This is a genomic window from Brachybacterium sp. P6-10-X1 (genome assembly GCF_001969445.1).
Lineage (GTDB): Bacteria > Actinomycetota > Actinomycetes > Actinomycetales > Dermabacteraceae > Brachybacterium.
Window position 1 is genome coordinate 1,467,623 of record NZ_CP017297.1, and the last position, 14,656, is coordinate 1,482,278.

12 protein-coding genes are annotated in these 14,656 nt (G+C 72.9%); 2 read left to right on the forward strand and 10 right to left on the reverse strand.

Going from position 1 to position 14,656, the window contains the following annotated elements:
* The first annotated feature begins 8 nt into the window (after positions 1–8).
* Together BH708_RS06745 and BH708_RS06750 are read left to right on the forward strand one after the other, a co-directional pair.
* Entirely contained in the window at positions 9–1,103 is a 1,095-nt protein-coding gene (locus BH708_RS06745; RefSeq protein WP_216639509.1) for a glycosyltransferase family 4 protein, read from the forward strand.
* The gene (locus BH708_RS06750; protein ID WP_076807612.1) at positions 1,100–2,200 is read left to right on the forward strand and encodes a glycosyltransferase family 2 protein; all 1,101 of its coding nucleotides are present in this window, start codon (positions 1,100–1,102) and stop codon (positions 2,198–2,200) included. The genes BH708_RS06745 and BH708_RS06750 overlap by 4 nt, the downstream gene beginning before the upstream one ends.
* Before the next feature lie 6 nt (positions 2,201–2,206).
* On the opposite strand, the gene BH708_RS06755 is transcribed toward BH708_RS06750, so the two are convergent.
* The 10 genes from BH708_RS06755 to BH708_RS06800 form a co-directional block, all read right to left on the reverse strand.
* Complete coding sequence (locus tag BH708_RS06755) at positions 2,207–3,334, reverse strand: glycosyltransferase (RefSeq protein WP_083713341.1); 1,128 nt, start codon at positions 3,332–3,334, stop codon at positions 2,207–2,209.
* Entirely contained in the window at positions 3,331–5,232 is a 1,902-nt protein-coding gene (locus BH708_RS06760; protein WP_083713342.1) for an ABC transporter ATP-binding protein, read from the reverse strand. The genes BH708_RS06755 and BH708_RS06760 overlap by 4 nt, the downstream gene beginning before the upstream one ends.
* A gap of 73 nt (positions 5,233–5,305) precedes the next feature.
* Positions 5,306–7,270: a DUF6541 family protein gene (locus BH708_RS06765; RefSeq protein WP_076807614.1), complete on the reverse strand. Its 1,965-nt coding sequence runs from the start codon at positions 7,268–7,270 to the stop codon at positions 5,306–5,308.
* Between the two features lie 40 nt (positions 7,271–7,310).
* Positions 7,311–8,801: a glycosyltransferase gene (locus BH708_RS06770; RefSeq protein ID WP_076807616.1), complete on the reverse strand. Its 1,491-nt coding sequence runs from the start codon at positions 8,799–8,801 to the stop codon at positions 7,311–7,313.
* Positions 8,794–9,813: a Gfo/Idh/MocA family protein gene (locus BH708_RS06775; protein ID WP_076807617.1), complete on the reverse strand. Its 1,020-nt coding sequence runs from the start codon at positions 9,811–9,813 to the stop codon at positions 8,794–8,796. The genes BH708_RS06770 and BH708_RS06775 overlap by 8 nt, the downstream gene beginning before the upstream one ends.
* A gap of 2 nt (positions 9,814–9,815) precedes the next feature.
* On the reverse strand, positions 9,816–10,925 hold the full coding sequence (locus BH708_RS06780) for a DegT/DnrJ/EryC1/StrS aminotransferase family protein (RefSeq protein WP_076807619.1): 1,110 nt from the start codon (positions 10,923–10,925) through the stop codon (positions 9,816–9,818).
* A complete protein-coding gene (locus tag BH708_RS06785; RefSeq protein ID WP_076807621.1) occupies positions 10,922–11,608 on the reverse strand; it encodes an acyltransferase in 687 nt (228 codons plus the stop codon). The genes BH708_RS06780 and BH708_RS06785 overlap by 4 nt, the downstream gene beginning before the upstream one ends.
* Entirely contained in the window at positions 11,601–12,818 is a 1,218-nt protein-coding gene (locus tag BH708_RS06790; RefSeq protein WP_076807622.1) for an acyltransferase, read from the reverse strand. The genes BH708_RS06785 and BH708_RS06790 overlap by 8 nt, the downstream gene beginning before the upstream one ends.
* Positions 12,819–12,829: 11 nt before the next feature.
* Entirely contained in the window at positions 12,830–13,348 is a 519-nt protein-coding gene (gene purE, locus BH708_RS06795; protein WP_076807624.1) for a 5-(carboxyamino)imidazole ribonucleotide mutase, read from the reverse strand.
* A complete protein-coding gene (locus BH708_RS06800; protein WP_253705559.1) occupies positions 13,345–14,565 on the reverse strand; it encodes a 5-(carboxyamino)imidazole ribonucleotide synthase in 1,221 nt (406 codons plus the stop codon). Before BH708_RS06800 ends, purE begins: the two co-directional genes overlap by 4 nt.
* Positions 14,566–14,656 lie beyond the last annotated feature (91 nt).

Consider the following 14,656-nt stretch of genomic DNA (forward strand, 5'->3'; position numbering starts at 1 on the left):
TCACGCTCGTGACGACCTGGTTCCCGACCGCTCTCGCCCCCTCGCGCGGATCGTTCGTGGTCCGGGACGCGCTGTCCATCTCCGCCGCCCATCAGGTGCGGCTGGTCCATCTCGTCCCGCCGTCCGACGACGACGGCACCCGCCGCCTGGTCCACGAGGGCCTGGATGTGCTGCGGATCCCGATGGATCCCCGCCGGCCCGACCAGGTCCTCGCCGCCACCCGGCAGCTGCGTCGCGCGCTGGCCGGCGCCGACATCGTGCACTCCATGGCCTTCTCCGCCCTGCTGCCGCTGGTGCTGCGCCGTCCGGGCGCCCCGTGGCTGCACACCGAGCACTGGTCGGCGCTGACCACCCCCGGGACCCTCCCGGCCCCCGCCCGCGCCGGGCTCCCCCTGCTGGCGCGGCTGCTGGCGCGCCCGGACCGGGTCACGGCGGTGTGCGAGTTCCTCGCTCGCCCGATCCGTGCCGTCCGCGGCGCCCGGCCCACCGACATCGTCCCGTGCATCGTCGAACCAGGTGAGGTGGTGCCGCGCCGCGATCGCAGCGACGGGACCCTGCGCCTGGTCTCCACGGGCGGGCTGATTCCCCGCAAGGACCCGCTGCTGGCCGTGGACGTGCTCGCCGATCTCGTCCGGCGCGGGATCGACGCCCGCCTCGAATGGCTCGGCGACGGGCCCCTGCGCGAGGAGACCCTGCGGCGCGCCGCCGAGCGGGGGGTCGAGGGGCGCCTGTCCCTGCCCGGCACCGTCGACGGGGCCGGGGTCCGCGCCGCGCTCGCGCGCGCCGACGTGTTCTTCGGGCCCACCCGGGCCGACAACTTCTTCGTCTCGGCCGCCGAAGCGATCGTCGCCGGGCGCCCCGTCGTCCTCGGCGCCACGGGCGGCCAGGGCGAGTACGTCGAGCCCGCGGTGGGCGAGCTCGTCGACGTCCAGGAGACCGCGCCGTACGTCGAGGCGATCCTCGCCCTCGACGCCCGCACCCGCGACCTGCCGGCCCGGGCGATCGCCGACACCATCGGGGACCGCTTCTCCGCGGCGACCGTCGGCCGCGGCTACAGCGCCCAGTACCGGCAGCTCCCCGCCCGCACGCGAGGTCGCCGATGAGACCCGTCGACGTCGTCATCGCCTGCCACACGCCCACCCGGCCCGTCGGCCGCGCCGTCGCCTCCGTCCTGGACGACAACGGGGACGACGCCGGGGTGACCGTCGTCTGTCACAACCGGCCCGCCGAGGAGATCGCCGCGGTCGTCGGCCCGGAGCATCGCGAGCGCGTGCGGTTCCTCGAGCATCACGACGAGCACCGCTCCGCGTCCGGGCCGTTCAACGCCGGGATGCGCAGCAGCACGGCCCCCTTCGTCGCGATCATGGGCTCGGACGACACCCTCGCCCCGGGGACCGTCGCCTCGTGGCTGGCCGTCCAGGAGCGCACCGGTGCCGACGTCGTCCTCACCCGTCTCGCCCTCGGAACGGCCTCCGCCGGGGTGCCCACCCCCGCGGTGCGCATGGCACGCGGCGGGCTCGTCGACCTGGTCGCGGACCGGCTCAGCTACCGTTCCGCGCCCCTGGGCCTGCTGCGGCGCGAGATGCTCGAATCCACCGGCCGGTACCTCGTCGAGGGAGCGCAGATCGGCGGCGACGTCGGCATGGTCACCGCGCTGATGGCCACGCAGGCCACCGCCTACGACCGTTTCGGGCCGCCGTACGTGATCGGGGAGGACGCCGGGGACCGCGTGACCTACGTGGTGCGTCCGATGCGCGAGCAGCTGGCCTTCTTCGCGGACCTGCTGGAGGCGGACTGGTTCGAGCGCCTCCCCGGGGCGGCGCGGCGGGCGATCGGCGTGAAGCTGCTGCGCATCCACGTCTTCGGCGCCGTCTACTACCGCCAGGACGTCGAGATCTGGACCGCGCAGGAGCGCGCCGACCTGGCCGAGATCACCGCAGAGGTGATCCTGCGCGCCCCCGGCTGCCTGGCGCCGCTGTCGCGGGTCGACCGCGATCTGGTCGAGGCCTGCCTGGACCCGACGCTCGGGGCCGACGTGCTGGTGCGCCGTGCCCGGGACCGCCGCCGGCACGGCCGTCCGGCGACGCTCCTCACCCGCGGGGCCGGGCATCTCCTGGACCGGGAGGCGCCGCTGCGCTTCATGGCAGCCTCCCTGGCGGTCCGCCACCTCCCCCGACTGCGCGCCGCCCGGCGCGCCTGACCCGGTTCAGCCCCGGGCGGCGATCGCGGTGAGCGCCCGGCGCCAGGTGTCGACCTGGTGCTCTGCCGAGAGCTCCTCGGCGGCGGCATCGGCGGCCTGCTTGAACCGGTCGACGTCCGCGGGGGTCATCGACTCCAACGCCGCTCGCAGGGAGTCGGCGTCGGCGCCCGCGAGCACCGTCCCGAGGCCGTGCTCGCGCACCAGCTCGGCCATGTCCGGGGACGGGCCCACCAGGACCGCGGTGCGCGCCTGGACCGCTTCGAAGAGCTTGTTGGGCAGGCTGTGCTCGAGGTTGAAGGTGGTGGCCGGGAAGACGACGATCGAGACGTCGTACTCGGCGACGGCGCCGACCAGCTCGGTGTACGGCACCGGGTCGCGGAACCTCACCGCCGGGAGGTCCGCGGCCCGCTCGCGCAGCGCCTCGATGTACCCGGGCTCGCTGGGCACCAGCATCAGATCGAGCGTGAGGGACGCCGGGGCGCCGCGCAGCGCATCGATCATCGATTCCAGGCGGCGGTTGGCCCGGGCCACGCCGGTGTGCAGCAGACGGATCGTCTCCCCGGTGGGACGCGGGGCTCGGTCCTCGTAGGCCGACGCATTCGTCACCACCTGGACGGCGACCCCGAACCGGGCCGCGTACTCGTCGGCCAGGCCCGGGGACACGGTGGTGATCGAGGCGACCTCCGGCAGGCAGGTGCGGCAGATCCAGCGCTGGTACGGCGCGATGAACCAGCGCCAGGAGCGCACGTGCTCCTTCTCCCGGGGCGCGTACTCGTGCAGGTCCGCGTGCACGCCGAGGCGAGGGGCGAGCCAGAGCGCGAGCGGGAGGGTGTTCACGTCGTTGGCCAGGACGATGTCCACCGCGGCGACCCGGTCCGCGAGCGCTTCCCGGGCCGCGCGCACGGCGCTCATGTCCCAGTAGGCCCGGCGGTACCTGCCGCTGAGCAGGTATTTCTTGCTGCTGGGCCAGGCGCGTGCGCCCTCGGGGAGCTCGAGGTGGGTGACCCCGGGGTGCGGGGACGCGCCGAAGCCGACGGTGGTGACCTCGAACTCCGCGGCCAGCAGATCGATCTGGCGCTGCACGCGCGGATCGCGGGTCAGCGTGGAGAACGACATGATGAGCAGGGAGGTCATGCGCCGCTCTCCTCGGTCGCCACAGCACCTGGGGTCTCCCGGGCACCCTCCTCCTGCGTCTGCCCGGTCTCCTCGGGGCCGTCGATCATGCCGCCGGAGACGAGTCCGGCCAGCGCCGCCTGCTCGGCGAAGGCCGGCACGGCGGCGACCACCTCGCCGAACGTCCCGGAGGCGGCGACGTGGCCCTCGGACAGGTAGAAGACGACGTCGCAGTGCTGGATGGTGGCCAGACGGTGCGCGATGGTGATGGTGGTGACGTCGTCGCCGAGGTCCTGGATCGAACCGGTCACCGCGGACTCCGTCTTGGTGTCCAGAGCGCTGGTGGCCTCGTCCAGCACGAGCACGGTGGGTTCGGCGTACATCCCGCGGGCGATCCCCATGCGCTGGCGCTGCCCGCCCGAGAGCGTCATGCCGCGCTCCCCGAGGCGGCCCTGGATGCCGTCGGGCCGCGCCTCGATCACCTCCAGCAGCTGCGCGCGGTCCAGGGCGGTGCGCACCCGGTCCTCGTCGACCTGGTCCGGGTCCCAGGTCAGGGCGACGTTCTCGCCGACGGAGACGTCGAACAGCGCGACCTCCTGGGGGACGTAGCCGACCGAGGAGCGCCATTGGCGCAGCACGGTGGTCATGTCGGTCCCGCCGATCAGGATGCGGCCGCTGCTGGGGGTGAGCAGACCCAGCAGCAGGTCCACGAGGGTGGACTTGCCGGCTCCGGAGGTGCCGACGACGGCCACGGAGGATCCCGCCGGGATGCGCAGGGAGACGCCGTCGACCGCAGGCTCGTCCCGTCCGGGATAGGTGAAGGTGACGTCCTGCAGGACGATGTCGTGCAGACCGCGCTCGAGGGTGCCGGTGTCGGGCTCGTCCTGGCGCTCGACGGCCTCCCGGGCGAACTCGATGTCGTCGACGATGTAGTCGGCGAAGGCGGCGTTGGTCAGGATCCGGTTCTGGGTGGACTGGAATCGGGTCAGGGAGGGGACCAGGCGGAACCCGGCGACGGCGAACAGCGCGACCGAGGTCATCGCCGCGGTGGCGCCGTCATCCGGGAGACCGGTGAGGTAGCCGACGCCGCCGACGACCACGAAGCCGCCGACCATGCCGGCATCCAGCACGAAGCGCGGCATCTGGTTGTAGTACTGGGCGAAGGCCCGGGTGCGGGAGGCCTTCGCACGGCGGTCGGCGACGATGTCGGTGACCTCGCCCTCGTTGCCCTTCAGGGTCAGCTCCTTGAGGGAGGCGAGGACCTCGCCCAGCAGGCGCACGACCCGGATCGAGTTGTCCCGGTTGCTGGCCCCGTTGGTCACCGCCCGCGGGGTGATCACGCGCGAGAGGATCATGGCGATGATGCCCAGGTAGGCGAAGGTCGCCAGCGCGATCTGCCAGTCCAGGACCAGCAGTCCGACGCTGATCACGGTGATCGTGGCGAACTCGGCGACGACGGTCATGGAGGGCATGAGCACGTTCGCGACCACGGCGGCGACCCCGGAGTCGACCATCCGGATGATCTCCTGGGTCGACTTCGAGGTCCGGTCCACCCAGGAGGCGGACATGTAGGAGCGGAACAGCGTCTGGCCGATCGCGACCTCGTGCTGGGCGAAGCGCTGGGTGGCGATGCGGATCGTCAACAGGTTCAGGAAGCTCTTGATGATGATCAGGCCGACGAAGGCCGCGACCATCACCATCATCTCCTCGAAGGTGTGCAGCTGCCATCCGACCAGCGGGATGGTGACCACGGAGCCGGGAGACATGAGAGCGGGGATCACCAGCGCGATCGCACCGAGGGCGACGACGTCCAGCAGCGCGAGGGCGCTCATGACGACGCCGAACGTCACCAGGAAGCGCCGGGAGTCCCCGGGCAGCACCGACAGGGTGCGTCGGACGATCCGGATGGTCTGCTTCACGTGGTGTTCTCCTCGGTCGTCGGTCCCCGCCCGCCGGTGCGGTCTCCCGGCCGATGCGCGGCAGGGGATCCGCTCAGCATGCGAGATCCAGCTCGTACAGAGCGTACGGTCCCTCCCGGGCGAGGAGGGTCAGCCGATCCGGCGGGATGTCGTGGACGCCACTCCATCGCGCGGAGACCTCGGGGTTCATCCGGGCACCGGAATGCTCCGAGGTGTCCCGGTACAGGTGCGTGGGGCCCACCTGATCCACCGCCGCGCAGATCTCCGCGTACGCATTCGCCGACGGATGATCGACGCGCTGGGCGTAGCCGGCGATCAGGGCCGTGTCCTCGGTCAGCGGCCGGGACATGGTCGGGTACACGGTCTCCACCCCGCCCACGGACCAGTACAGCGGGGCCCCGTCCAGGGGGTCGGCGAGGACGACCGCGTCCTCGGGAAGCGCGGCGGCGGTGCGCTCGATGAACTCCCGCTCCTCGGAGGTGACGTAGGGGGACAGCTGCAGGCCGTAGGCCGTGTAGGCGAGCGAGCCCAGCAGCGGCAGCCGTCCGGGGGCGAGGCCGCCGGCGACGACCGTGATCAGCACCAGCGCCGCCGCACCCGGGGCGAGCATCGAGCGCATCCTGCCCCGTCCCGTCGTACTCAGGGCGAGCACGCCGCGCGCCATGAGGAGCACCAGCAGGCACATCATCAGCGGCGCGATCCGCTCCCGGGCGCCGTACCAGGGGTTCACCAGGGTGGTGGTCAGAGGGCTGTCGATCTGGGTGGACACGCCCAGGACGATCGCGGCGAGCACGCCGAGAGCAGCGGTCACCCCGACCACCTCGCGGCGCCGCAGGGCGGCGACCGCGCCGACGATCGCGAGCAGCCAGATCACGGCGAGGGGCCACAGCGGTGCGCCGATCACCGGGATGCGCGGGGAATCGACCAGGATCTCCCTCAGCACCTCCCCCATCCCCTGCGCGCCGGGCTGCGTGAGGTCCATCCCGCCGAGCAGCGTCCCGGAGACGACCATGAAGGCGACCGCCGCGGCCAGGGCGAGGCCCACCTGGATCATCCCGCGCCGCCGCTGCCCCTCCCGGATCCGATACAGGCCGGAGACCAGGACCAGCAGTCCAGCCACGACCGCGACCGAGAAGAGCATCGAGGGGTGGGCGAGGGTCGTGCCGAGCAGGAGGGCGCCGTACCCGGCGGCGGCCGGGAGGGTGAGCGGTCCGTGGCGACGGTCGACCAGGAGGATCGCGGAGGCGATCGCGATCGGCAGGCAGAGGACCCCGAGCACGATCGGCCACAGGCCCATGACCAGCCCCATCGCAGGCGTGCTGAGGAAAAGGGTCGAGGCGAGCGCCGCCAGGGCCGCCAGCACTCCGGCGGCGCGTCCTCGGGGCGCGATCGCCGCGACCATCGCCCCGACGGCGCAGGGCAGAGCGGCCAGGAGCGCGAGCATCAGGGCGTTCGCCGCGCTGATCGTCTCCAGCGGCAGCAGCGCGGCGAGGGCGTCGAACGTCACCGGGTAGTACGTGGGCTCCCCGTAGATGTCCTCCAGAGCGGTGGTGAGGAAGGCGTCGCCGCCGTCGCGGATGGTCGCGATCGCGGAGAGGTGGAAGAAGGAGTCGTAGCTGCCGTTCAACGTGCTGATCCCGCCCATCCGACGGGTGCCGGCGACGACGACGAGCAGTCCGCCGAGAATCCCGACGGCGGTGACCACCGCGCCGGGCCAGGGCGGGGCGCCGTCCCTGCCGCCGCGCTGCTCCTCGGCGTCCCGGCCGGCCCCGCTCCGCGAGCGGTCCCACCGCACGAGCCACCGTCGCAGGAGGACGGCGAGGACGCCCAGGAGGACGACGCCCGCCAGCACGGTGCCCAGCTGCCATTCGATGCCGGCCATCGAGAAGAGACCGCTCAGCAGCACCATCGTCAGGACCGTCACGACGGGCGAGTATCCCCAGGCCAGCCGCACCCGTGCGCCGACGGCTCGCAGCAGGAGCAGCCCGGGTAGGCCGAGCAGGGCCCAGGCGCCGAGCACGGGCAGGATCCAGCTCATCCGCGCTCCCCTGCTCGATGCGCGACGCCGACGGGTCTGCTCATGCCGGGGCGGGGTCCGACGTCAGCGCCTGCTCGTAGACGGCGACCAGCGTCTCCGGGTCCCGATGTGTGAGAGCGAAGTCCCGGGCCTCCCGGGCGGCCGCCGCATAGCGCTCGGGGGCGGCGAGGTCGAGCACGCGCTGCACGGCGGCGTCGACGTCGGCCACGACCCAGTCACGGGTGTACAGCGTGGCCGGTCCGCCGTAGTCCGCGGCGTCCGGCCAGTCTCGGATGACGGCGGGGCATCCTGCGGCCAGGCCCTCCATGACGGCCTCGTGGGTGCCCTCGTGGCGCGAGGAGGACACGATGATCCCGGATCCGGCGAGCAGCTCCGGCACGTCCTCGCGGCGGCCGAGCTGCTCGACCGCCTCGGGCCCCAGCGCGGCCAGGCGGGCGCGCACCCGGCGGTGGTAGGTGCTGTCCCGGGATGCGGAGGCGGGCGGACCGGGGCCGATCAGGCGCAGGCGGTAGGTCGTATCGTGCGCACGCAGCCGGGTGAGGACCTCGAGGGTGAACAGCACGTCCTTGACCTCGCGCCGCCAGCCGACCTGGACCAGCAGACGCGGATCGTGATCCGTGCCGGGATCCGGGCCGAGTCCGCGCGCGAGCAGGTTCCCCACCTGCACGGCGTCGACGTCGACGAATCCGGGGGCAGCGATCCGTGCCAGGTTCCACACGGGAGGCGAGACGTACAGCATCCGGTCGATGCGCGCGTGGTCGTGCAGCAGGGCGAAGGGGGTGAAGGCCTCGAAGCGGTGCAGTCGGGCCATGAGCGCGCGCGGCGCCCGGTCCAGGAGCGTGACCCAGGTCAGCACGTGATGGCTCCACTCCACCAGGACCACGTCGGCCCACTCGAACTCCTCGGCCATCTCGGGCGGGGTCGGCATCCGCTCACCGGTCGTGACGAGGTCGTAGCGTCCGCGCAGGATCCGATCGCGATCCGGGAAGCCGGCCTCGGCGAGCCCGTCGACCTCGATCTCGTGGACCTCGAACCGTCCGGTCGCACGCAGGGCAGCGATGATCGGGCGGATGAACGTCCAGTTCTCCTGGGCGATGACCAGCAGGCGGGTGGTGGTGTCGACCGGCTCCAAGGGGCGGGGCGCGGGCCGCTCGGGCACGGTGGCGTCGGGCGCGACGCTCCGCAGCATGATCGTTCCCGTGGCCGAGTCCTGGAGCGGTCGCAGGAACGCCGCAGGATCGGCGGCCAGCGGTGAGCTGCCGGCCTGGTGCAGCGAGGGATCGTAGCAGATGCGCAGGGCTTTGTCGTACCAGCGCAGGCTCGCAGAGATCCTGCCGCGGGCCAGGCTGCGATCGGCGAGGGCCAGCAGGGCGTCGACGTCCGCGTGCCAATCGGTGCGGTCGGGGTCGTCGGCCAGGCGGTGCTGCGCCGAGAAGTAGATGCCCATCCCCCCGACGGCCCCGGGCAGGCGGCGCGCGATCCGCGATCCGACGCGGATCGCGCGCTCGAGGAGTCGGGAGAGGTCAATCACCGGGCGCGGACCCGTCCAGGTGGACGACGCTGCGGTTCCCGGCGGATTCCAGCACGGCCTCGACGGTGCGGACGGTGTGCAGGCCCTCGCGCATGGTGACGATGTTCGAGGCGTCGCCACCGATCGCGTCGCGGAACGCCTCGTGCTCGGTGGCCAGCGGCTCCCGACGCTGGATCGAGTAGGTGATCGAGTCGCCCTCGCTGACCCCGCGGAAGGATGCCATCGATTCCCAGAGGTTGGTGGTCGCCTCGGCGTTGGTGTGGAAGGTGAGGTCCGCGTTGACGGTATCGGCGATCAGGGCGCCCTTCTCCCCCGTCACCACGGTCACGCGCTCCTTGAACGGCGACAGCCAGTTCACCAGGTGATTGGTGATCGTCCCGTCCTCCAGCCGGCCGGTGATCGAGACCATGTCCTCGTCGCGGCGGCCGCTGCGCCGGGTCGAGGTCGCGGCCACGTCGGCGAACGGTGACTGGGCCACCCAGGCGGTGAGGTCGAGGTCGTGGGTGGCGAGGTCCTTGACCACGCCGACGTCCGCGATCCGTGCCGGGAACCCGCCCTGGCGCCGGGTGACGATCTGGTAGATCTCTCCCAGCTGCCCGTCGGCGATGCGCCGGCGCATCTCCTGCAGCGCCGGGTTGTACCGCTCGATGTACCCGACCGCACCGACCAGCCCCGACTCCTCGAAGGCCGCGGTGATCTCCTCGGCCTCGTGGATGTCGAAGGCCAGCGGCTTCTCCACGATGCAGTGCACCCCCGCCGCGGCCAGCCGCATCGCCACGTCCCGGTGGAACTGCGTGGGCACCGCCACCACCGCGTAGTCGATGCCCGCCGCGATCAGCGCCTCAACATCCGGCAACACGTCGAAGCCCGGAGCCGCCCCGTGGGGATCCCCGTAGGCATCGGCCACCGCCACCAGGTCCACGCCCTCCAGCGCCTGCAGGTTGCGGGCATGGTGACGCCCCATCATCCCGAGCCCGATCAGCCCGGCCCGGAGGTTCTTCTGCTCATGCATGGTCATGCTCCTGCGGCAGCGACGGTGTTGACGGCACGGACGACGCGGTCACGATCCGCGTCCGTGAGCGAGGGGTGCACCGGCAGCGAGAGCACCTCGGCCGCCAGCTTCTCCGTCACCGGCAGATCGACCTCCGTGGCGAACGTCGCCAACCGATGGACCGGCGTGGGGTAGTACACCCCGCAGCCCACCTGATGCTCCTGCCGCAGCGCGGCCGCGAACGCATCCCGCTCCGCGGCCGAGGCCCCCTCGATCCGGATCGTGTACTGGTGATACACATGCGTGGCCTCCTCACGCACCACCGGCGTCACCACGCCCTCCAGGTGCGCATCGAAGAACGCCGCGTTCGCCTGCCGCGTCACGGTCCACGCCGACAGCTTGCCCAGCTGGACCCGACCGATCGCCGCATGGATATCGGTCATGCGGTTGTTGAAGCCCGCGACCTCGTTCGCGTACTGCGTCTCCATCCCCTGGTTCCGCAGCAGCCGCACCTGCCGCGCCAGCTCCCCCGAGCCGCAGGAGACCATGCCACCCTCCCCCGAGGTCATGTTCTTCGTCGGATACAGCGAGAACATCCCGCCCTGACCGAAGGTGCCCACCTGCGCCCCCTGCCACCTCGCCCCGTGCGCCTGCGCCGCATCCTCGAACACCCACAACCCGTGCTCCGCAGCGATCGCGCAGATCCGATCCATCGGCGCCGGGTGCCCGTACAGATGCACCGGCTGGATCCCCACGGTCCGCGGCGTGATCGCCGCCTCGATCGCGGCCGGATCGATCGTGAACGTCTCCGGATCCACATCCACGAACACCGGCGTGGCCCCGCACACCGCTACGGTGTTCGCGGTCGCCGCGAAGGTGAACGACGGCACGATCACCTCATCCCCCGCACCCAGACCCAGGCCCAGCATCCCCAGATGCTGACCCGAGGTCCCCGAGTTCACGGCCACGACCTCGCGCCCCCCGGCCAGAGCACTCGAGAACTCCTGCTCGAACGCCGCGACCTCCGGCCCCTGCGCCACCATGCCCGAGACCAGCACACGATCGACCGCGTCCCGCTCCTCCTGCCCGATGATCGGCTTCGCCGGAGGGATCATCGTTCGTTCACTGTTCATGCGGACGTTCCATCCTGTTCGTCGGGATCGAGGAGCTCGGCCGGGCGCGGGGCGCCGGCCTGCGGTGAGGAGGCGAGCAGCAGCCCGCCGGTGGAGTCGTCGGGGACGTACCACTCGCCGGTGGTGGGACACACCCAGGCGTCGGTGCCGTCGGCGGCGGGGGTGAGCTTCTGCCCGGCCCGGCCCACCCAACCCAGGCGGCGGGCGGGGACCCCGGCGACGAGGGCGTGCGGCGGCACGTCCTTGACCACCGTGGCACCGGCGGCGACCATCGCCCAGGCCCCGATCGTCACCGGCGCCACGCAGACGGCGCGGGCGCCGATCGATGCACCGGTCTCGCAGGTCACACCGACGGCGTCCCAGTCAGAGGCGGTCTTGGGGGTGAGGTCGGGAGCGACGGCGCGCGGGAAGTGGTCGTTGGTGAACACCGCCGCGGGGCCGACGAAGACGCCCTCGGCGAGCTCGGCCGGCTCGTACACCAGGGCGTAGTTCTGGATCTTGCAGCCGGCGCCCATCCGCACCCCGCTGCCGATGTAGGCTCCGCGGCCGACGACGCAGTGCGCGCCGAGGTGGGCCCCCTCCCGCACCTGGGCGAGATGCCAGATCGAGCTGCCGTCCCCGATGGTCGCGTCCTGCGAGATGTCGGCCCCGGGTGCGACCCGGTACGCGGGTGTGTCACTCATGCCTCCGACGATACCGTGACGGATCGGGAAGGTCGCACCGGCGTGCCGCCGGGTCGGGAGTCTCATCGCTGGTGGGCGGTGCGGCCGCGCGCGGCGCTGCGGCGGTCGGGCCGGCGGCGGGCGAACCGGCGGCGGGTGGCGCACCGGGCGCCGCGAGCAGCCAGGCCGGGCCCCACCGCTCGATCGACCGGTCCAGGCAGAGGGAGCCGAGCACGGCGAGCGCCGTGACGGCCGGGATGACCAGCAGCTGCCGGGCCGGCGCCGGGAGATGGTCGTCGACCCCGAGCAGGATCCACGCCACCACGCCGACGTTCAGCAGCACCGGGTGGACGAGGTAGATCACCAGGGTGCGGCTGCCGAGGTAGGAGCCGAGGCGCACCGTCGCGCCCCAGCGGGCCAGAAGCGGCACCAGGGCGACGGCCGCACCCAGACCGGTCAGCGAGGCCGCGAGCTCGATCAGCCGCACCACGGCCAGCGAGGCGTCGCTGCGCAGGACGGCATCGGCGAGCACGGCGAAGACGAGCAGCAGGCCCGTGCCCGCGAGCAGTCCCGGGACGGCGCGGATCCGGGCCCCGAGCGTCAGCAGCGGACCGTGCAGCGCGGTGCCGAGGAGGTACCACAGGGCATTGTCGGTGAGCTGGAAGACGCCGTAGGTGAGGTCGCCGTCCGCGCCGGCGGCGAGCATCCCCGCGTGCAGGACCGGGGCCAGGAGATAGGTCGCCAGCGCAAGGGCGACCGTCGCCGTCGGCCGGTCCCGGCCCAACCGCGCGAGGGCGAAGAAGATCGGGAGCACGGCGATGAACCAGTACGGGGAGCCGATCACGAGCATGCCGGTGACCTCGCCGAGCAGGAATCCTCCGGGGTCGGCCGGAGCGTAGCGGGGCCAGCCGGTGACGGCGAACAGCAGGCACCACAGCAGGTACGGCCACAGCAGATCGAGCACCCGGGGGCGCAGCACGGCCCGCCAGGGGCGCCGGATGGCGCGGGTCGCCAGGGCACCGGCGATGAGGAAGAACAGAGGCATCCGCAGCGGGATCAGAGCGACGTTCGCCCTGTTCCACCACCGGGCCGCCGGCGAGTCGCTGCCGCCGAGCAGCTCGGGTCCGGCCGAGACCGCCACGTGGTAGAGAACCACCAGCAGGATCGAGATCGCCCGTGCGAGGTCCAGCCAGGCGATCCGGCCCGTCCGGACGGCGGGCGAGGCGTCCATGGGCGGCTGCCTCAGCGCTGGGCGCGGAGGGACTCTCCCTTGGCCACGGCGATCTCCCGCAGCTCGTTCTGGAAGGCGACCATGCGCTCGCGCAGTCGGGCCGCCTGCTCATCGCCCCCTGCCGCGAGGATCCGGGCGGCCAGCAGCCCGGCGTTGCGGGCCCCGCCGATGGAGACGGTCGCCACCGGCACCCCGGCGGGCATCTGGACGATCGAGAGCAGCGAGTCCATGCCGTCCAGGTGCTTCAGCGGCACCGGCACGCCGATCACGGGCAGCGGGGTGAGGGCGGCGAGCATGCCGGGCAGGTGGGCCGCACCGCCGGCGCCGGCGATGACGACGCGCAGGCCGCGCTCGGCGGCGGAGCGCCCCCAGGTGATCATGTCCTCGGGCATGCGGTGGGCGGAGACGACGTCGACCTCGACCTCGATGCCGAACTCGGCGAGCACCTCCTCAGCGGCCCTCATGACCGGGTGGTCGGAGTCGGATCCCATGACGATGCCGACCTGGGGTCGGGGCGCGGTCTCGGTCATCGGATCTCCTTCGAGGGGCCTGCAGAGGTGGGATGCGCGGGCGAGGCGTCAGGGGTGGTGGCACCCGGGCCAGAGGTGTCCGCGCCCGTGGCACCCGTGGTAGAGGTGTTCGGGCCCGTGGCACCCGCGGTGGCGGGCCCGTCGATGATCTGGCGCTCGGCGCGGTGGGCTCGCGCGAGCAGGTCCGCGGCGTCCTCTCCCACCAGGGTGACGTGGCCGATCTTGCGGCCGGGACGGACCGCCTTGCCGTACAGGTGGATCTTCAGCTCCGGATCGGCGGCCTGGGCGGCGTGGGCGCCGGGGGCGAGGTCCTCGGCGGCACCGCCGAGCAGATTGACCATCACGGCGACGGGGCCGCGAGGCGCGGTCGAGCCCAGCGGGAGGTCGGCGACGGCGCGCAGGTGCTGCTCGAACTGTCCGGTCACGGCTCCGTCCATGGACCAGTGGCCCGTGTTGTGGGGGCGCATCGCGAGCTCGTTGACGCTGACCGCGCCGTCGGCGGTCTCGAACAGCTCGACGGCGAGCATCCCGACCACGCCGAGATCCTCGGCGACCGCGAGGGCGAGGGCCTGGATGCGCTGCTGGGCGTCGTCGTCGAGGCCGGGGGCGGGGGCGACGACCTCGTAGCAGACGCCGTCCTTCTGGAGCGACTGCACGACGGGGTAGGCGACCGCCTCTCCCCCGGGCCGGCGGGCGACCTGCGCGGAGAGCTCCCGGGCGAAGGGGACGAGCTCCTCGGCGAGCAGCTCCCCGTGCGCGGACAGCCAGTCGTCGGCCTGGTCCGGGCCGTCGATGATGCGGACGCCGTGGGCGTCGTAGCCGCCCCGCGGGGTCTTGACCACGAGGCGTCCCGCGGTCGCCGCGAGCGCCTCGGCGAGGTCCTCGCGGGAGCCGACCCGCCACCATCGCGGGCAGGGGTGGCCGAGCGCCGTCAGGCGCTCGCGCATGACCAGCTTGTCCTGGGCGTGGGCGAGGGCTGCGGGGCCCGGTCGCACCGCGGCCAGACCCTCGGACCGGACCGCCTCGAGGATCTCGGCGGGCACGTGCTCATGGTCGAAGGTGATCACCTCGACGTCGGCGGCGAGGGCGCGCACGGCGTGCTCGTCGTCGTGCCGGCCCAGGCGCATCTGGCCGGCCACGGCGGCGGCGCTCTCGCCGGCGTCCGTGGCGAGCACCGGTGTGGTCAGGCCCAGCTCGATGGCGGGGCCCAGCATCATGCGGGCCAGCTGACCGGCGCCGACGATGCCGACCCGGCGGGCCCCACGGGGCGGATCGGCAGCGGGAGAGGGAGCGGAGGGCTGCGGGGTG